Below are 16,915 nucleotides of genomic sequence, written 5' to 3'. Positions count from 1 at the left end.
CGCCCGGCCGCGAGGTCACGGCACCGGCCGGCGAGGACACCACGCGGGGCCGGGAGGTCGTCGCGGCCCCGGCCGGGAGGCCCACCGCGCCCGGGGTGGGCGGGTGCGGGACAGGCCCGGTCGGGCGCGGGACACTGCCGCCATGGGCCTCCTCACCGCCGCCTGCGCGGCATACGCCTCCCTCGCCGCCTGGCTCTGGCTCACCCTCGCCCAGGGCATGTTCTGGCGGACCGACGTCCGCCTCCCGCACCGCACCGCACCCACCCGCTGGCCGTCCGTCGCGATCATCGTCCCCGCCAGGGACGAGGCCGAGGTGCTGCCGCGGAGCCTGCCCTCGCTGATCGCCCAGGACTATCCCGGCGAGGCCGAGGTAGTCCTCGTCGACGACGGGAGCACGGACGGCACCGGCGAGCTCGCACGCCGGCTCGCCGCGGAGCACCCCGGACTCCCCCTCACCGTCGCCTCCCCCGGCGACCCCGCCCCCGGCTGGACCGGCAAGCTGTGGGCGCTCCGGCACGGCATCGCGATCGCCCGTACCGCGCACGCCGCCGAGCCCGAGTTCCTCCTCCTCACCGATGCCGACATCGCACACGAACCCGACAGTCTGCGCGAATTGGTCGCCGCCGCGACCTCCGCCGACCTCGACCTCGTCTCCCAGATGGCCCGCCTGCGGGTGGCCGGTCTCTGGGAGCGGCTCGTCGTACCGGCCTTCGTGTACTTCTTCGCCCAGCTCTACCCCTTCCGCCGGATCAACCGGCCCTCCGCACGGACCGCGGCGGCCGCCGGCGGCTGCGTCCTGCTGCGCACCGACACCGCCGTGCGGGCCGGCGTCCCCGACTCCATCCGCCAGGCGGTCATCGACGACGTATCGCTCGCCCGCGCGGTGCAGCGCTCCGGCGGGCGGATCTGGCTGGGGCTGGCGGAGCGGGTCGACAGCGTGCGTCCGTACCCCGCACTCGCGGACCTGTGGCGGATGGTCGCGCGCAGCGCCTACGCCCAACTGCGCCACCAGCCCCTTCTGCTGGCCGGCACGGTCGCCGGGCTGGCGCTCGTCTACCTCGTGCCCCCGGCCGCCCTGCTGACCGGTCTCGCGACCGGGCATCCGGCCCTGGCCTGGCCGGGCGGCCTGGCGTGGCTGCTGATGGCGGGCACCTACCTGCCGATGCTCCGGTACTACCGCCAGCCCGCCGCGCTCGCGCCGCTGCTTCCGTTCACCGCGCTGCTGTACCTCCTGATGACCGTCGACTCGGCCGTGCAGCACTACCGGGGCCGCGGGGCATCCTGGAAGGGCCGCACCTATGCCCGTCCCAGCGACGCCTGAAACGGCAAACCACTGCCACGCACAACATCATCCGAGGTCACCGCGTTGTGACACCGCGTCAGCGCGAAGTCGGTGCAACACCCAACCGGTGAGTACGAGTAGGAACAAGGTGGGATGGAAGTGGCGAATCGTGCACGTGAACGTCAAGTGAAAGGTGAGGCCCTGACCTGCGAATATGCAGGTCAGGGCGGTGTTGACGACACCTCGCTATGGACCCGGTGAAGTCGTGGGCTTAACTTAGGTCCCATGACCTCCCCCCGCTCCACTTATGGCGGCGGTTACTACTCCGCGCCCTCCTTCCCGGACACCCCCATCTACGACTCCCTCGTCGCCGAACGCGGCACCCCGCAGATCGCCCCGATCCGCGTCCCGGCCGCCTACGAGTCCCCGAGTGCCGGATACTCGAGCGGCGGTTACCTGCCGGCCCTCGCCTCGTCGTTGCCCGCGCTGCCCCCGGCCCAGCCCCAGCAGCAGACTTCGGGGTACGGATACCCGTACCAGCAGCAGTCGGCCCCCCAGCCGATGCCGCTGCAGCAGGCGCCGGCCCCGTACATCCCGCAGCAGCAGCCGATGGCGGCCCGCGGCGGGTACATGCCGCAGCCCCAGCCGCAGCAGCCCCGCCCGGCCGCCATGGCCACCGGGTACGAGGCCATGCGCCCGGCCGCACCGCGTCCGATGCAGGTGCCCGCACCGGTGCCGGCCGCCTCGTACGAGGATCCGTACGGCCGCCCCTACCAGGGACGCGGCTACTGACGGGCCTCTGAGACGCGGGGCAGCGGAGGGGCTGGCAGGATGCCCCCATGTCGAACTTGCACGTGCAGGCGCTCCATGTCCATCCCGTCAAATCGGTAGCGGGGACCGCTCCCGACGAGGTGGCCGTGGAGCCCTGGGGTCTGTCCGAGGACCGGCGTTGGGCACTGATCGATCCCGAGGGCACGGTCATCACCCAGCGCCGGCATCCGCGCCTCGCCCTGGCCGCGGCCCGTCCCACGGGCGGCGGCCCGATCGCCGTGACCGCGCCCGGTATGGCGGAGCTGTTCGTGGAGGTGCCCGAGCCGGGTCCGCTGGAGCCGGCCGTGCTGTTCGGGAAGAAGGTCGAGACCGTGGTCGCGGCGAGCGCAGCGGCCGACTGGTTCAGCGCGTACCTCGGGGAGCCGGTACGCCTGGTGCACATGGATGATCCCGCCGTACGCCGTCCTGTGGATCCGGACTACGCACTGCCGGGCGAGACGGTGAGTCTGGCGGACGGCTATCCCCTGCTGATCACCACGCTCGCCTCGCTGGACGCCCTCAACTCGCTGATCTCGCAGGGGGACCACCCCGAGGAGGGCCCGCTGCCGATGAACCGTTTCCGCCCCAATGTGGTGGTTTCCGGGGCCGAGGCCTGGGCGGAGGACGGCTGGCAGCGCATCGCGATCGGCGACGCCGTCTTCCGCGGGGTACGGGAATGCGGGCGGTGTGTCGTCACCACCACCGACCAGGCGACGGCGGAGCGCGGCAAGGAACCGCTGAAGACCCTGGCCCGGCACCGGCGGATCGGCCGGTCGCTCGCCTTCGGGCGGCTCCTGGTGCCGGTGCGGCTGGGTACGGTGCGGGTCGGCGACGAGGTCCGCGTCCTCGTATGACGCGACCGGGATCGCCCCGGTCCGGGCGGAACGGGTGTACGGGGCGGGCGGTCGCGGACCGGCGACCGGCCGACCGGATTGACACCTTCGAGGGGCTCGGCGCCCGGGCTGGAACCAACCGGCATGACCAGGCCGTTGGATCAGTCAGGACAGGGGCGCAGACAGGCGGACACTGGCACAGGTTGGGGGAGCCGGACCGTGCGGACAGCAATGGGCGTGTGGCGTTGGCGGCGCAATCCGCTGCGCCGGCCGACCGATCTCTTCGAGGCGTGGGTGGCGTTCGCCGCGCTGGTGTGTGTCCTGCTGGTGGCTCCGGCCGTCGGCTGGGTCGCCGGCCGGCAGGTGGACGGCACGCTGCAGCAGGCCGCGCACGAGCAGCAGCAGGAGCGTCACCTCGTACCGGCGGTGGTGGTCCGGCCGGCCGCGGAGTCGGAGCAGGCCTCGGGTTCGGCCGCCGACCCGTCGGCGCAGCGGACGGCCCCGCACCGTACGCAGATCGTGGCCGTGTGGACCGCACCGGACGGCAGCAGCCACCAGGGCACGGTGCCGGCCGCGGAGGAACCGTCGCACCCCGGCGACCGGTTCCGGATCTGGACCGATGCGCGCGGCCGGCTCGTGGGGCAGCCGCTCGACCCGTCCTCGGCCGTGTTCCACGCGGGGATGGCGGGCCTGGCCGCCGCGATCTGCGTGGCCGCGCTGGGCGAGACGGTCAGGCGGCTGGTCGTACGACGGCTCATGCATCGGCGGTACATACGTCTGGACCGGGCCTGGGCCGCCACCGGACCGGACTGGGGTCGAGCGGGTGCGGGCAGTTGACCTGGCGGCTCATCGGCTCCGCGCGCGCTACGGTGGAGCCGCCGGATCGGTCTCTCCAGTTACTTCGGTGACTTCAGACTTCAGTGGCTTCGGTCGTATCGGCAGCGCGAGCACGAGGGTGGGGGCACGACAGCACCATGGTTCAGGGCACGGTCCAGGTGACGCACGGCGGGTCTTCGCGGTGGCGGCGCCGCTCCGGTGAGTATCCGACACTGACCGCCGCGCTCGCCGTGGCGGGCGACGGGGACGTACTGTCCATCGCCCCCGGCACCTACCGCGAGAACCTGGTGCTGCACCATGCCGTCACCCTCCGCGGACCCGAGGGCGGGGCCGGATCGGTACGGATCGCCCCGCTCGACGGGGTCGCGCTGACCGTGCGGGCCTCGGCCGTGATCCAGGACCTGTACCTGGAGGGCCAGGACCGGGCGGCGCCCGCCCTGCTGGTGGAGGACGGCTGCCCCGAACTGACCGACCTGCGCGTGAGCACCCACTCCGCCGCGGGCATCGAGGTGCGCGGCGCCGGGGCCCGGCCCCTGGTGCGGCGCTGCACGGTGGAGAATCCGGCCGGCGTCGGCATCGCCGTACTGGACGGCGGCGGCGGGGTGTTCGAGGAGTGCGAGGTCGTGGCCGCCGGGCAGAACGGCGTCTCGGTGCGCGGCGGGGGCCGCCCCCGGCTGGAGCGCTGCCGGATCCACCACGCCACGGGCGCGGGCATCGGGGTCACCGGGGAAGGGTCCGGGCTGGAGGCACTGGGCTGCGAGGTGTACGAGGTCAAGGGCGCCGGGGTGCAGATCGCCGCGCGCGCCACGGCACGGCTCACCGACTGCTCGGTGCACCGCACCTCGGCCGACGGGGTCACGCTCGACACCGACGCGGTGCTCACCCTGGCCGGCTGCGACATCCACGACATCCCGGAGAACGCGGTCGATCTGCGGTCCCGTTCGGTGCTCACCCTCAGTCGCACCACGGTGCGCCGGTTCGGCCGCAACGGGCTGTCCGTGTGGGACCCGGGCACCCGGGTGGACGCCGAGTCCTGCGAGATCCACGACAGTACGGGCGACTATCCGGCGGTGTGGATCAGTGACGGGGCCACCGTCTCCCTCGACTCCTGCCGGGTGCACGACGTGCCGGACGCCCTGTTCGTCCTGGACCGCGGGTCGCGCGTCGACGTGGTCGACAGCGATCTGTCCCAGGTGCGCAACACCGCCGTCTCGGTGAGCGACGGGGCCACCGCCCAGCTCGACGACTGCCGGATCCGTGAGGCGGCGACCGGGGCCTGGTTCCGCGACCACGGCAGTGGCGGCACGCTCGCCGGTTGCACCATCGACGCCGTACAGACCGGTGTCATCGTCACCAAGGGGGCCGACCCTGCCCTGGAGCGGTGCACCGTCACCTCCGCGGCCGAGGCCGGTTTCTATGTGTCGGCAGGCGGCCGGGGCACTTTCACGGCCTGCCGGGTGTCGGACAGTTCCGGCTTCGGCTTCCACGTCATGGACGGCTGCCGCACCACGCTGACGCGCTGCCACACCGAGCGCTGCGCCCGCGGGGGCTACGAGTTCGCGGAGGACGGGCCGACCGCGCAGGACTGCACCGGCGACGCGTCCGGCACGCGGGCGGCGGCCCGGTCCGGCGCGGGCGGGGTTCCCGCCGGGGGCGAACGGTCGGGCATCCGTACGGTCACCGGAGTGCAGAGCCCCGCGGTGCCTGCGGCGCAGCAGCCGCCGCCACCGTCCGTGCCGCGGCCCGCGGACGGGTCGCAGGCCGCCCCGGGCACCGCCCCGCGGGAGTCCGGCGAGATGCTGGGCCAGCTCGACGCGCTGGTGGGTCTGGACAGCGTCAAGCGTGAGGTTCGGGCACTCACCGACATGATCGAGGTGGGCCGCCGCCGGCAGCTGGCGGGCCTCAAGGCCGCCTCGGTGCGCCGGCACCTGGTCTTCACCGGCTCCCCCGGCACCGGCAAGACCACGGTGGCCCGGCTGTACGGGGAGATCCTGGCCTCGCTCGGGGTGCTGGAGCGCGGGCACCTGGTCGAGGTGTCCCGGGTGGATCTGGTCGGTGAGCACATCGGCTCCACGGCGATCCGTACGCAGGAGGCCTTCGACCGGGCGCGCGGCGGGGTTCTGTTCATCGACGAGGCGTACGCGCTGGCCCCGGAGGACTCGGGCCGGGACTTCGGGCGCGAGGCGATCGACACACTGGTGAAGCTGATGGAGGACCACCGGGACGCGGTGGTGGTGATCGTCGCCGGGTACACGGCGGAGATGGAGCGCTTCCTGACCGTGAATCCTGGGGTGGCCTCGCGGTTCTCCCGGACCATCACCTTCGGCGACTACGGGCCCGAGGAGCTGCTGCGGATCGTGGAGCAGCAGGCCGAGGAGCACGAGTACCGGCTCGGGGAGGGTACCTCGCAGGCGTTGCTGACGTACTTCACCAAGCTGCCCAAGGGCCCGGCCTTCGGTAACGGCCGTACGGCCCGCCAGACCTTCGAGTCGATGGTGGAGCGGCACGCGGGACGGGTGGCCCAGCTCTCGGAGCCCAGTACGGACGAGCTCACCCTGCTGTTCCCGGCGGATCTGCCGACGCTGCCGGCGCTGCCCGCTCCTTGCTGACCACGACAACCCGCTGTCCCGGGACGTCGGCGCGTGCGGCGGTGTCCAACCGGGTGAGCAGGGCGTCGCGTTCGGTGGCGAAGGTCGGGTCGGCCTGGTAGTCGGAGTGGCCCAGCAGCGGGGCGGGCAGCGGGTGGCGGGCGCTGCGGCCGTAGGCGATCGGGTCGGCGAGCGGGCCACGGTCGACGTCCTGGCCCGCGCCGGGCAGTGCCGGCCCGCCGATGGGGTCGGTGGCCCGCCAGAGGTTGCGCCAGCAGTCGACCTCGCGGTGCAGGGCGGTGAGCGGTCCGGGGCCGAAGTAGGCGGGGAACCAGCGTCCGTAGAGGCGGGCGAGCGGGGATCCGTAGGTGAGCAGGGCGACCCGGCGGCGGGCGGCCGGCGGCAGTTGCCACACGGCCGCGGCGGCGAGCACGCTCCCCTGGGAGTGGCCGGAGATGACGAGGCGGCCGCCCGTGCGGCCGGTCCAGCCGGCCATCCGCCAGGTCAGGTCGGGGACGGCCCGCTCGGCGTAGCAGGGCGGTGCGAAGGGGTGCGCGGCGCGCGGCCAGAAGGTACCGACGTCCCACAGAATCCCTATGGTCCGGCGGGCGGCGGGATCCCGGTAGGCGCGCCGGCCCCAGGCGACGAAGGCGGCGATGCCGATGCCGATGAGCCAGGACCCGGCGTCCTGGGCGGCGCGGGCGGCGGCTTCGAGCAGCGGCGCGGTCCCGCGGGCGGCCTCGCCCGGAACCTCTCCGCTGAGCCAGGCCCCGGCCAGCGCGCCCGCGCCGAGCACCAGGGTGATCCCGGAGACGGCCGCCACGAACCAGGGCGCGGAGTCGGTGAGCGCCGCCGCGGTCCTTGCCCCGGCGATCCGGCGGCTGCGGGCGCGGTCCGGTGTCTCGCCCGGGTACTCGGCGGCCACGGTGGCGGCGAGGCGGCTCCGTTCGCGCGCTCCGCGCACCGCGAACCAGCCCGCGAGCAGCGCCAGTACGAGGAGCAGCGGGGGCAGTACCGCGGCCTGCCAGGACAGCAGTACGGGCGGCCCGGGCAGCGCGGCGCCCGGCATCCCGGGGGTGGCTCCCCCGTCCAGCCAGTCGGCGACGCGCTGCGCGACGCCACCGGACATCACCCCGCCGAGCGCGCAGCCGAGCATGGCGACGGCGGGCCCGCCGAGGCCGTGCAGGGCGGTGGCCGGGTCGGGGGCCCTGCGGTACAGGTAGCGGGCGACGGCGGCGAGGGCCAGCACGCAGAGCCCCTGGCCCAGCATGAGCACACCGAAGGTCAGGTCACCGGGGAGCCGTCCGGTGGCGGTCCAGCCGGGGCGCGGCCAACAGGCGTGCAGCACAACGGCGGCGAGCAGGGCGAGGGCGGCCCCGGGCAGCAGGGTGACGGCCGCCCGGTCGAGCCGGTGGTCGGGCCGGGCCTCGGTGCGGCCGCGCCGGCACACGACCCAGGCCACGGTGACGGCCCCGGCGGCGAGCAGGACCTGCGTCACCGTGCCGAGGGCCGCGAGGACGGGAGCCCCGGCCCGGCGGTCGTGGCGGGCGGTCGGTACGGAGACGGCCACCGCCACGGTGAGCAGCCCGGCGGCGGTGTGCGCGGCGCGCAGCCGGGCCACGAGCCGGCGGCCGTACCAGAATCCGGGGCGCCCGAGCGCGGGCGCGGTGTCCGAGGCGGTGTCCGGGTCGGCGGCGCCCGCGGGGGGCGGCTGGGACTCGTAGGCGCTCCAGGTGCGGTTCGACAGGTACCAGAGCAGCCCGGTCAATGCGGTGGGGACCAGCGCACCGAGGGCGAGGCGCCGGCCGGGCTGGGCCCACCAGCCGCCGCCGGGCCCGAGGAATCCGAGCCAGGAGCGGGAGCCGGCGCAGGTCCCGGAGCCCGCGCACTGCCAGGCGAGGAGGTCGAGGGCGACCTCGCAGGAGGCGGCGATGAGCAGCACGGTCAGGCTGAGGGCGAGGACCCGTACGAGGACCCCGTACGTGCGCACGGCGCGCGGGTCGGGGTCGGCGGTGGACGTGGCGGGCCGGGCCCAGTGGGCGAGGTTGGCCACCATGAAGGGCAGGAGCAGCAGCCACAGGGCGCGGGCGCCGTTGCCGGAGGTGAGCCGGGACCAGCAGTAGGCCTCGGGGACGGGCCGCCCGGCGTACCGCTCGGGGTGGGCCTCGGCGTCGGCGTCCTCGGTGCGGCGGAAGACGGCGGCGGTGGAGTCGCCGGTGACGCGGACGGTCCGCGGATCGCCGAGCAGCTCGGCGGGGGCGGCGCCGGCGACTCCGTGGACCAGGAGTTCGAGGGCGAGTGGGGTCTCGGGCCGGGGGGTGTCGGGCCGAGAAGCGTCGGGCTGGGCGCGGTCGGGCACGGCTGCCTCCGCTCGCGGGGCGGGACGGGCGCGGCTCCAGCATCCCGCGGGACGGGGCCGCTGCCCAGGCCCCGCGCGGGGATCGACAGAGATCATCAGAGATCGACACCGAACGGCCGGGGGCACCCCGGAATCGGTCAGGACCGGCGGCGATTCGGAAGGAGATCGCTACGGACTTCTGGCCGACGCGGGGCTATGGTGGCGCGCACACGCGTTCAGATCACCGTCCCAGGGGGTACTGCCATGGCTCGCCGACTCCGTCCGGTGGGACTGGACTTCATCGAGGACGCGCCGGTACGGCTGGTCTTCGACACCGGGACCGCGGCGCCTCCCGAGGCCGTGTACCACGCGCTCGCCGAGGAGGTGACGGGCTGGCCCGCCTGGTTCGGTGCGGTGACCCTGGCCCGCCCCACGCAGGGGGGCGCGGGCCGCGAGATCAGGCTGCGGGGCGGGGTGCGCTTCGAGGAGACCGTCATGGCGGCCGATCCCGATCAGCGGTACGCGTACCGGGTCGACACCACCAACGCCCCTGGCGTGCGGGCCCTGTTGGAGGAGTGGCGGCTGACGCCGGCCGGTTCCGGGACGCACGTGCGCTGGACCTTCGCCGCGGACGGGCCGACCGCGTTCCGCCTCGGCCTCGCCGCCGCCCGCCCGGGCCTGGGCCACTCCTTCCGCACGGCGGTCCGAGCGCTGGACCGGCAGCTCACCGCCCGGCGCGGGGCCGGTCAGTAGCCGGGTCCACCGTCGCCCCGGACACCCGGTACACCTCGGCCAGTTCTCCGTAGCCGCCCGCACTCCAGACGGCCCTGCGGAATTCCTGCAGCGTCATCCCCGGCCCGGCGGCGAAGTGGACCACCGCGCAGCGCGCGCAGCACCAGCCACGGGACCAAACGTCCTCGGCAGCGATCCGGCCGGCCGCCACCCGGGCCCGGAACGCCCGCTGCGTCCGGGCGGCCGTCACGATCAGCAGGACCGCCCCCAGCAGGGCGAACGCCGAGATCCAGCCCAGGAACAGGAGTTCGGCCCCGGGGGCCGACGGGCCGGGCGCGGTGCCGGCTCCCCAGGTCCCGGCCGACCACTCGGCCTGCTCGCCCCCGGGCGCGTCGGCGAACCACTTCCCGCCCAGCGAACCGCCGATGAACGTACCGATCGACACCAGGACGAGCAGCACGCCCAGCGCGGTGCGCCCCGAAGTCTCCGGCGGCGGCGGGGCCGGAGCCAGCGCGTCGGCCAGCCGCGGGACGATCTCGCGGACGTCGGTGCGCCGTTCTCCGTCGCCGGTCTCCTCGTGGAACCGGCGCTGCCCGCCGAGACGGACGGCCGGGACGGCGCGGACCTCGTCGGAGCGGCGGCAGCTCGGGCACTCCAGACGGGATCCCCCGCTGTCGGCCCGGCCCTCGGCCCTGCTGTCGGCCGGGCTTTCGATCCTGATCTCGGCCCTGCTCTCGCCCGCGGGCCGGTCGTCCGGGCCGGTCGTCCGGGCCCGTGCACGCGCGTCCCGCTCAGGTCTGCTGTACTCGATGCCCGCCATGCTTCCCCCCGGCCGCCCGTGATCCGATTTCGCCGAGCGTAGCCAGGCAACCCCCGTGCCACCAGGGCGCTTTCGTCACGGGCCCGGCACGGCGGCGCGACATGCGGACCCCGCCCCGGGCGGGCCTGCCGCCGCGACGGGGTGTCAGGCGGTGGGCTCGCGCCAGACACCCGTCGTCAGCAGCGTGTCGAGGGTCTTCGTGTAGGGGGCGATGTCGAGCCGCTGCGCCGCCAGCCACTCGTCGGAGTAGTACTTGTCCAGGTAGCGGTCGCCCGGGTCGCACAGCAGGGTGACGACGCTGCCCGTGCGGCCCTGCGCCACCATCTCCGAGATGATCTTCAGGGCGCTCCACACGCCGGTGCCGGTCGAGCCGCCCGCCTTGCGCCCTATCGCCGTCTCCAGGGCGCGGCAGGCGGCGACGCTCGCCGCGTCCGGAACCTTCATCATCCGGTCGATGGCCCCGGGCACGAAGCTCGGCTCCATCCGCGGCCGGCCGATGCCCTCGATGCGGGAGCCGCAATCGCTGCTCGCCCCGGGGTCGTTGTTGGTCCAGCCGTCGAAGAAACAGGAGTTCTCCGGGTCCGGGACGCAGATGCGGGTGTCGTGCTGCATGTAGTGCACGTAACGCGCGATGGTCGCCGAGGTGCCGCCGGTGCCGGCGGTCGCCACGATCCAGGCGGGCTCGGGGTACCGCTCCAGGCGCAGCTGCTGGTACATCGATTCGGCGATGTTGTTGTTGCCGCGCCAGTCGGTGGCGCGCTCCGCGTACGTGAACTGGTCCATGTAGTGCCCGCCCGTCCGGGCGGCGAGCTCGGCGGACTCCTCGTACATCTTCATCGAGTCGTCCACGAAGTGGCATTCCCCGCCGTGGAATTCGATGAGGCGGCACTTCTCCGGGCTGGTCGTGCGCGGCATGACGGCGATGAAGGGGACGCCGATCAGCTTGGCGAAGTACGCCTCCGAGACGGCGGTGGAGCCGGAGGAGGCCTCGATGACCGGGCGGCCGGGACGGATCCAGCCGTTGCAGAGCGCGTACAGGAAGAGCGAGCGCGCGAGGCGGTGCTTGAGGGAGCCCGTCGGGTGCGTGGACTCGTCCTTGAGGTACAGGTCGATCCCCCACTCCTCGGGGAGCGGGAAGCGCAGCAGGTGGGTGTCGGCGGAGCGGTTGGCATCGGCCTGGACCTTGCGGACGGCCTCCTTCAGCCAGGCGCGGTAGTCCCCGTCGCTGCGATCGACGTCGACGGTCGTGGCAGTCGTACCGGTGGTACCGGTGGTTCTGGTAGTGCCGGTGGTGCTCATGTGCCGCGCTCCTTCGTGGGTGAACTTCGCCCCCCTTCTTCGCAATGTACCTCTCCCACCTGCACAAACGTTCGCTTTGGGGATCCATGCGAATCCCTTTCGATCGCGTTCGGTTGCACTGTGCGGCACCGTGGGTGACCCTGGTGGAGCATTACCGAGGGTGCAGCACCCGTAACACTCATGTCGGGGAGTCGCAGCCGTGATAACTCATTCCCGCAGGCACTGCGTCGTCGAACTGCAGGCCTTGCCGTCGCGGATCGGCCAAATCCGCAGAATCGTTTCTGCACAACTGCGCCACTGGGAGCTCGACCCGCTCATAGACCGGGCCGCGCTCGGCGTGACGGAACTGCTCAGCAACGTCCACCGCCACGCGCAGCCGGACAAGACCTGCACCGTGGAGATCGAACTCCGGCTCGGGCGACTGACGGTCTCGGTCATCGACAGCGATCCACGGCTGCCGGTCGTCCACGAGACGCGGGCGGAGGCGCTGGAGACCTGCGGGCGCGGGCTCGCCCTCGTGGAGGCGCTCAGCGAGGCCTGGGGGGCACGCGAGCGGCCCGACGGGCCCGGCAAGGCGGTGTGGTTCTCGCTCACGACGACCGCGGCCCCGGCGGAACCGGCCCGGCCGGTCCCGATCAGGACCACCCCCGTACGAGAACCCGCGCGTGCGGTGCTCCTGGCCGTCGACCCGGGGCCCGCGGCAGCAGGTCTCCCGGTGGCATCGCCGGTCGGTGCCCGGCCCGGATGACCGACCGCCTGCCCACCGGGCCCGGCCTGACCGGTCCGGGCCGCTCCGGTGCGATCCGGTGCGGTCCGGTGCGATCCGCTCCGGTGCGATCCGGTGCGATCCGCTCCGGTGCGATCCGGTGCGATCCGCTCCGGTGCGATCCGCTCCGGTGCGGTGCGGTGCGGTGCGGTCCGGTGGTGCGGTCTGGTCCGACCCGTCCGGTCCGGCCGGTTCCGGACGAGGCGGTCTAGGCCAGGGCTCCCAGCGGGTCGTCGAGCACCGGCTGCCACGCCAGCTCCGCCGCACCGACCAGGCTGTTGTGGTCGAGGGTGCACGGCAGGATGGGCACCCCGCCGCTGCGCCCCCACAGGCTGCGGTCCGCGACCACCGCGCGCAGCCGCTCCGGATCGGCGTGCAGCAGCTCCCGGTGCAGCCCGCCCAGGATGATCCGGTCCGGGTTGAGGATGTTCACGAGGCCCGCGAGGCCGAGGCCGAGCCGGTCGATCAGCTCCTGAGTGGCCGCCCGTACCGCCGGTTCCGCGGGTTCGTCGCGCAGCAGGTCACGGGCCTGCTGGAGCAGCGACACCTCGGGGCCGGGGCTGCGGCCCGCCGCGGTGAGGAAGGCCAGCGGGTCGGCCTCCACGTCCAGGCAGCCCCGGCTGCCGCAATGGCAGGCCCGCCCCTCGGGGTTCACGGTGAGGTGGCCGACCTCCAGCGCCAGGCCCGAACTCCCGCTGTGCAGGCGGCCGTCCAGCACCAGCGCGCCGCCGACCCCGCGGTGTCCGGTGGCCACGCACAGCAGGTGCTGGGCGCTGCGCCCCGCGCCGTGCCGGTGCTCGGCCAGGGCCGCGAGGTTGACGTCGTTGCCGGTGAGGGCAGGACCGTCGATCCCGGCCGCCTTCACGCACTCGGCGAAGATCGCCCGTACCGGGGAGCCGGCCGGCCATGCCAGGTGCAGCGGGTTCAGCGCCGTACCGTCCGGTTCGGCGACCGCCGAGGGGACCGCGAGCCCCGCGCCGACGCAGAGGCGGCCGCTCTGTTCGAGCAGCGCCGCGCCCGCCTCCACCACCGCGCCGAGCACCTGTGCCGGGTCGGCGGAGACGGTGACCTTGCCGGGAGCGGTGGCCACGATCCGGCCGCCGAGGCCGACCAGGGCGGCGCGGAAGCCGTCCGAGTGCACCTGGGCGGCCAGCGCCACCGGGCCGTCCTCGGCCACCGAGAGCCGGTGCGAGGGCCGGCCCTGGGCACCTCCGGTCCCTCCGGCACCGCCGGGGCGGGAATCGACGCGGATCAGACCGAGCGCCTCCAGCTCCGCGGCGACCGCTCCGGCGGTGGCGCGGGTGACCCCGAGCTCGGCCGTCAGGACCGCGCGGGTCGGGGCCCGGCCGGTGTGCACGAGCTCCAGCGCCGGCCCGAGCGCTCCGCGCCCCCGCTCCAGCCTGGTCCGCGCAGCCGCACCGGACGCGGATGTCGTGGTCACATCCCCCACCCGCGGCGGGGCCCCGTTGCCGTTCATGGCATCGATCCTCGCATGATCGGGGCACGCCGGACGCCGCCCTTCAGCCCAGCCCGCCCACCCGGAGTGTGATGTTCAACCGGCCGGTCAGCCCGAGCTCGCGCGGGCCCGTGCCCGGCAGGACCTTCGGTACGCCGTGGTAGGCCGGCCGGCTCGGCCCCCCGAAGACGAAGAGGTCGCCGCTGCACAGCTCTACGTCTTGGTACGGACGTCCGCGCGAGGCCGTGTTCCCGAAGCGGAACACGCAGGTGTCGCCGAGACTGAGCGAGACCACCGGCGCGGTGGACCGCTCCTCGGCATCGCGGTGCATGCCCATGCGGGAGTCGCCGTCGTAGAAGTTGATCAGCGCGATGTCGTAGGCCGTATCCGGTCCGGGCTCCGGCGGGGCGCCGTAAGCGGCGGCCACCGCCTCCCGCCCGAGTTCGGCGAGCCACGGCGGCATCGGCTTGACCGGCTCCCCGTCGCCGTCGACTGCGGTGCGCGCGTACCCGTACGCGTACCAGTGCAGTCCGAGGCACACCTGGCGGGCGGTCATCACCCCACCGCCCGGGGTGCGTACGGTGCGCAGGCCGGCGGGCGGGCGAGCCCACGCGCGGCAGGCCGCCAGCAACTCGCGCTGCCGGGCGGCCCCGAGCCAGTCGGGCACGTGCACGGCGCCGGGGGCGATCACGGCCCGCTCGCGCGGGAAGAGTTCCCCGTCCATGCTCTCCATTGTCGCGGGCCGGCTGATAAGACTCACGGTATGGAGATCACCGAACTTGTGAAGGCACTCGCGCGCGAAGGCGAACTGCTCGCCGAGGTCGCCGAACGCGCCGGTACGGACGCCGCTGTTCCCACCTGTCCGGGCTGGCGCGTCACCGATCTGTTGCGGCACACCGGCTCGGTGCACCGCTGGGCGACCGCGTACGTCGCGGAGCGGCGGCTGGAGCCGGTGGGCTTCCCGGACGCGCCCGAACTGGTCGACGGCGAACTGCTGGAATGGTTCCGGGAGGGCCACGCCGACCTGGTGCGCACCCTGACCGAGGCCCCGGCCGACGTGCAGTGCTGGACCTTCCTTCCGACGGCCCCGCCCTCGCCGGTGGCGTTCTGGGCCCGGCGACAGGCCCATGAGACCGCGGTGCACCGGATGGACGCGGAGTCCGCGCTCGGCGTGGTGTTCTCTCCGGTGGAGCCGGAGTTCGCGGAGGACGGGGTGGACGAGCTGCTGACCGGCTTCCACGCCCGGCCGCGGAGCCGGGTGCGGACCCCCGAGCCGAAGGTGGTGCGGGTGCGGGCCGCCGACACGGGCGCGGTGTGGACCGTCCACCTGTCGGCGGCGCCGGCCCGTACGGTGCAGGGCGACACGGGCGAGCCGGCGGACTGCGAGCTGACCGGCGAGGCGGCCTGGCTGTACGAGGCCCTGTGGAACCGGGTTCCGCTGGCCGGTCCGGGGGTGACCGGCGACCAGGCGCTGGCGCGGCTGTGGACGGAGACGGCCGGAATCTGATCGGGGCGGGGACCGGCCTGGGCGGGTCCGGGTGCCGGTGCGGGCGGGTCCGGGTGCGGGCAGGTGCGGGGGCGGGGGCGGGCAGGTGCGGGGGCGGGCGGGCAGGTGCGGGTGCGGGCGGGCAGCTCCGGAGGCAGGCAGGTCCGGGTGCGGGCGGGTGCGGCAGGGCTCTTGTGACGGACAGTGCGCGCTGTGACACTGCACGCATGGAGCGACGTACGCAGGCGGACCGGGACGCGATCACCATCGAGATCGGCTACGCCTTCGTCAGCGCCTGTTTCGCGGCCGCCCTCGCCTTCGGCGCGGTGTACGGGCCCGTGCTCGCGTTCTCCCTGTCCCCGTCGACGGGGCGGATCCTGGCCGTGGCGGGCGGTGTCCTGGCAGCGGTGGTGTTCCTGCTCCGGGTCGTCCACGTGCTGCTCGGGTTCGCCCGGCGCCCGGAGAACGACGGCAGGTGACCATGAGCATGGCGAGGAACGGCCGCCACGGCGTAGGGTCGATCCTTGGCGATCACAGGGGTGGATGATGTTGTTCGGTTCCACGGTGCGCGGCGCGACGGCCCTCGCGCTGGCGCTTGCGGGGTTCGCGGTTTCCTGCGACGCGGAGCCGGCTGCGCCGCCCGCCGCGTCCGCCCCGGCGGACCGCGGCGCGCTGGGCCCGTCGGATCCGAGCCCGTCGGGGCCCTCGCCGACCGGTGCGCCGACGCTCCCCGACGCCCGGCCCGAACTGGTCCGGGACGCCTTCGCGGGGCTCCAGGCGACGCTCGACGACTCCTGCACGCCGGGCAACTGCGCCTACGTCCTCGGCCGGCTCGACACAGAGCTCCACCGCATGGACCGCGCGATGAAGGCCGACCCGAAGGGTCCGGGCCACTTCCCCGAGCCGATCGCCCTGATCGCGAAGCTCGACAAGGAACTGGGCGGCGACCGCAGCACCCCGAACCTGGAGAAGCACAAGGCCCTGCTGATCGACACCCGCGACGGGATCAACACGTGGATGCAGGGTCACCCCGACGACTACCGCTGACCCGGACCCGGACCCCCGGGACCGGGGGCCCACAGTGCGGATGCGGGTCACACCCGCTCCTGTCACATCCGGCCGCGCCGTTCTGTCCTGTCTGTGTAACCACCGACAACGACGGAGGAGCGGACCATGACCGCACGACTGGACACCTTCGGCAACGCGACCGCAGGCAGGTTCCTGAAGCACCTCGTCTCGGCGAACCACGGGCTCGCCGGCTCGACGCTGCCGCCCACGACCCAGGAACTGGTCAAGATCCGCGCGAGCCAGATCAACGGGTGCGGCTTCTGCATCGACATGCACACCAAGGACGCCGAGGCCGCCGGGGAGTCCTCGGTGCGCCTCCACCTGGTCGCCGGGTGGCGGGAGGCCACGGTCTTCACCGATGCCGAGCGTGCCGCGCTGGAACTGACGGAGCAGGGCACCCGCATCGCGGACGCGGCGGGCGGGGTCACGGACGAGGCCTGGGCGAACGCCGCCGTGCACTACGACGAGGAGCAGCTCGGCGCGCTGGTGTCCCTGATCGCCCTCATCAACACCTTCAACCGGATGAACGTGATCGTCCGGCAGCCCGCGGGGAACTACCGGCCGGGGCAGTTCGGTTGACCGGACCCGACCTCAGCTCGG

The 16,915-nt window shown here is 74.1% G+C and carries 16 protein-coding genes; 11 read left to right on the top strand and 5 right to left on the bottom strand.

What is annotated here, in order from left to right:
* Positions 1 to 142: 142 nt before the first annotated feature.
* The 5 genes from IE257_RS09275 (at position 143) to IE257_RS09255 (ending at position 6,371) form a co-directional block, all read left to right on the top strand.
* Complete coding sequence (locus tag IE257_RS09275) at positions 143 to 1,321, top strand: glycosyltransferase (protein ID WP_189966632.1); 1,179 nt, start codon at positions 143 to 145, stop codon at positions 1,319 to 1,321.
* A gap of 246 nt (positions 1,322 to 1,567) precedes the next feature.
* A complete protein-coding gene (locus tag IE257_RS09270; protein WP_189966630.1) occupies positions 1,568 to 2,074 on the top strand; it encodes a DUF6643 family protein in 507 nt (168 codons plus the stop codon).
* Between the two features lie 47 nt (positions 2,075 to 2,121).
* Positions 2,122 to 2,946 (top strand): MOSC domain-containing protein, encoded by an 825-nt coding sequence (locus IE257_RS09265; RefSeq protein WP_189966628.1) that lies wholly within the window; start codon positions 2,122 to 2,124, stop codon positions 2,944 to 2,946.
* 198 nt (positions 2,947 to 3,144) lie between these two features.
* Entirely contained in the window at positions 3,145 to 3,762 is a 618-nt protein-coding gene (locus IE257_RS09260; RefSeq protein ID WP_189966626.1) for an Rv1733c family protein, read from the top strand.
* Positions 3,763 to 3,899: 137 nt separating this feature from the next.
* Positions 3,900 to 6,371 carry a right-handed parallel beta-helix repeat-containing protein gene (locus IE257_RS09255; protein WP_189966624.1) on the top strand — a complete coding sequence of 824 codons (2,472 nt, stop codon included), beginning with the start codon at positions 3,900 to 3,902 and terminating at the stop codon, positions 6,369 to 6,371.
* Here IE257_RS09255 and IE257_RS09250 read toward each other — a convergent pair.
* Positions 6,313 to 8,709, bottom strand: coding sequence for a hypothetical protein (locus IE257_RS09250; protein ID WP_189966622.1), 2,397 nt, complete (start codon positions 8,707 to 8,709; stop codon positions 6,313 to 6,315). The two genes, IE257_RS09255 and IE257_RS09250, sit on opposite strands and share 59 nt — an antisense overlap.
* A gap of 243 nt (positions 8,710 to 8,952) precedes the next feature.
* On the opposite strand from IE257_RS09250, the gene IE257_RS09245 reads away from it, so the two are divergent.
* Positions 8,953 to 9,441: an SRPBCC family protein gene (locus tag IE257_RS09245; RefSeq protein WP_189966620.1), complete on the top strand. Its 489-nt coding sequence runs from the start codon at positions 8,953 to 8,955 to the stop codon at positions 9,439 to 9,441.
* Here the strand turns inward: IE257_RS09245 and IE257_RS09240 are convergent.
* Positions 9,413 to 10,240, bottom strand: a complete 828-nt coding sequence (locus IE257_RS09240; RefSeq protein ID WP_189966618.1) for a hypothetical protein — start codon at positions 10,238 to 10,240, stop codon at positions 9,413 to 9,415. The genes IE257_RS09245 and IE257_RS09240 overlap by 29 nt on opposite strands.
* A gap of 144 nt (positions 10,241 to 10,384) precedes the next feature.
* Complete coding sequence (cds1, locus tag IE257_RS09235) at positions 10,385 to 11,539, bottom strand: L-cysteine desulfhydrase Cds1 (protein ID WP_189966616.1); 1,155 nt, start codon at positions 11,537 to 11,539, stop codon at positions 10,385 to 10,387.
* Between the two features lie 199 nt (positions 11,540 to 11,738).
* Here cds1 and IE257_RS09230 point away from each other — a divergent pair, with 199 nt between their 5' ends.
* Positions 11,739 to 12,287: an ATP-binding protein gene (locus IE257_RS09230; RefSeq protein ID WP_189966615.1), complete on the top strand. Its 549-nt coding sequence runs from the start codon at positions 11,739 to 11,741 to the stop codon at positions 12,285 to 12,287.
* Between the two features lie 226 nt (positions 12,288 to 12,513).
* Here IE257_RS09230 and IE257_RS09225 read toward each other — a convergent pair whose 3' ends face one another.
* The gene (locus tag IE257_RS09225) at positions 12,514 to 13,782 is read right to left on the bottom strand and encodes an ROK family protein (RefSeq protein ID WP_229920224.1); all 1,269 of its coding nucleotides are present in this window, start codon (positions 13,780 to 13,782) and stop codon (positions 12,514 to 12,516) included.
* Positions 13,783 to 13,825: 43 nt separating this feature from the next.
* Positions 13,826 to 14,485, bottom strand: a complete 660-nt coding sequence (locus tag IE257_RS09220; RefSeq protein WP_189966613.1) for an alpha-ketoglutarate-dependent dioxygenase AlkB family protein — start codon at positions 14,483 to 14,485, stop codon at positions 13,826 to 13,828.
* Between the two features lie 39 nt (positions 14,486 to 14,524).
* Between IE257_RS09220 and IE257_RS09215 the strand changes: the two genes are divergently transcribed.
* The 4 genes from IE257_RS09215 (at position 14,525) to IE257_RS09200 (ending at position 16,894) form a co-directional block, all read left to right on the top strand.
* Positions 14,525 to 15,268 carry a maleylpyruvate isomerase family mycothiol-dependent enzyme gene (locus tag IE257_RS09215; RefSeq protein WP_189966611.1) on the top strand — a complete coding sequence of 248 codons (744 nt, stop codon included), beginning with the start codon at positions 14,525 to 14,527 and terminating at the stop codon, positions 15,266 to 15,268.
* Between the two features lie 206 nt (positions 15,269 to 15,474).
* Positions 15,475 to 15,726: a DUF6332 family protein gene (locus tag IE257_RS09210; RefSeq protein WP_189966609.1), complete on the top strand. Its 252-nt coding sequence runs from the start codon at positions 15,475 to 15,477 to the stop codon at positions 15,724 to 15,726.
* A gap of 67 nt (positions 15,727 to 15,793) precedes the next feature.
* Positions 15,794 to 16,294 (top strand): hypothetical protein, encoded by a 501-nt coding sequence (locus IE257_RS09205; protein ID WP_372453054.1) that lies wholly within the window; start codon positions 15,794 to 15,796, stop codon positions 16,292 to 16,294.
* Between the two features lie 126 nt (positions 16,295 to 16,420).
* Entirely contained in the window at positions 16,421 to 16,894 is a 474-nt protein-coding gene (locus IE257_RS09200; protein WP_189966607.1) for a carboxymuconolactone decarboxylase family protein, read from the top strand.
* The last annotated feature ends 21 nt before the right edge of the window (positions 16,895 to 16,915 follow it).

Source organism: Streptomyces avidinii (genome assembly GCF_014650695.1).
GTDB classification, from domain to species: Bacteria; Actinomycetota; Actinomycetes; order Streptomycetales; family Streptomycetaceae; genus Streptomyces; species Streptomyces avidinii.
The sequence above is the reverse complement of the archived record's forward strand: the minus strand, read 5'-3'. Positions and strand labels throughout refer to the sequence as shown.

What these genes read in the sequence shown, in the direction of transcription:
- IE257_RS09275 (WP_189966632.1), top strand. Translation starts at nt 143, where the DNA reads ATGGGCCTCCTCACCGCCGCCTGCGCGGCATACGCCTCCCTCGCCGCC.
- IE257_RS09270 (WP_189966630.1), top strand. Translation starts at nt 1,568, where the DNA reads ATGACCTCCCCCCGCTCCACTTATGGCGGCGGTTACTACTCCGCGCCC.
- IE257_RS09265 (WP_189966628.1), top strand. Translation starts at nt 2,122, where the DNA reads ATGTCGAACTTGCACGTGCAGGCGCTCCATGTCCATCCCGTCAAATCG.
- IE257_RS09255 (WP_189966624.1), top strand. Translation starts at nt 3,900, where the DNA reads ATGGTTCAGGGCACGGTCCAGGTGACGCACGGCGGGTCTTCGCGGTGG.
- IE257_RS09245 (WP_189966620.1), top strand. Translation starts at nt 8,953, where the DNA reads ATGGCTCGCCGACTCCGTCCGGTGGGACTGGACTTCATCGAGGACGCG.
- IE257_RS09240 (WP_189966618.1), bottom strand. Translation starts at nt 10,240, where the DNA reads ATGGCGGGCATCGAGTACAGCAGACCTGAGCGGGACGCGCGTGCACGG.
- cds1 (WP_189966616.1), bottom strand. Translation starts at nt 11,539, where the DNA reads ATGAGCACCACCGGCACTACCAGAACCACCGGTACCACCGGTACGACT.
- IE257_RS09225 (WP_229920224.1), bottom strand. Translation starts at nt 13,782, where the DNA reads ATGAACGGCAACGGGGCCCCGCCGCGGGTGGGGGATGTGACCACGACA.
- IE257_RS09220 (WP_189966613.1), bottom strand. Translation starts at nt 14,485, where the DNA reads ATGGACGGGGAACTCTTCCCGCGCGAGCGGGCCGTGATCGCCCCCGGC.
- IE257_RS09215 (WP_189966611.1), top strand. Translation starts at nt 14,525, where the DNA reads ATGGAGATCACCGAACTTGTGAAGGCACTCGCGCGCGAAGGCGAACTG.
- IE257_RS09210 (WP_189966609.1), top strand. Translation starts at nt 15,475, where the DNA reads ATGGAGCGACGTACGCAGGCGGACCGGGACGCGATCACCATCGAGATC.
- IE257_RS09205 (WP_372453054.1), top strand. Translation starts at nt 15,794, where the DNA reads ATGTTGTTCGGTTCCACGGTGCGCGGCGCGACGGCCCTCGCGCTGGCG.
- IE257_RS09200 (WP_189966607.1), top strand. Translation starts at nt 16,421, where the DNA reads ATGACCGCACGACTGGACACCTTCGGCAACGCGACCGCAGGCAGGTTC.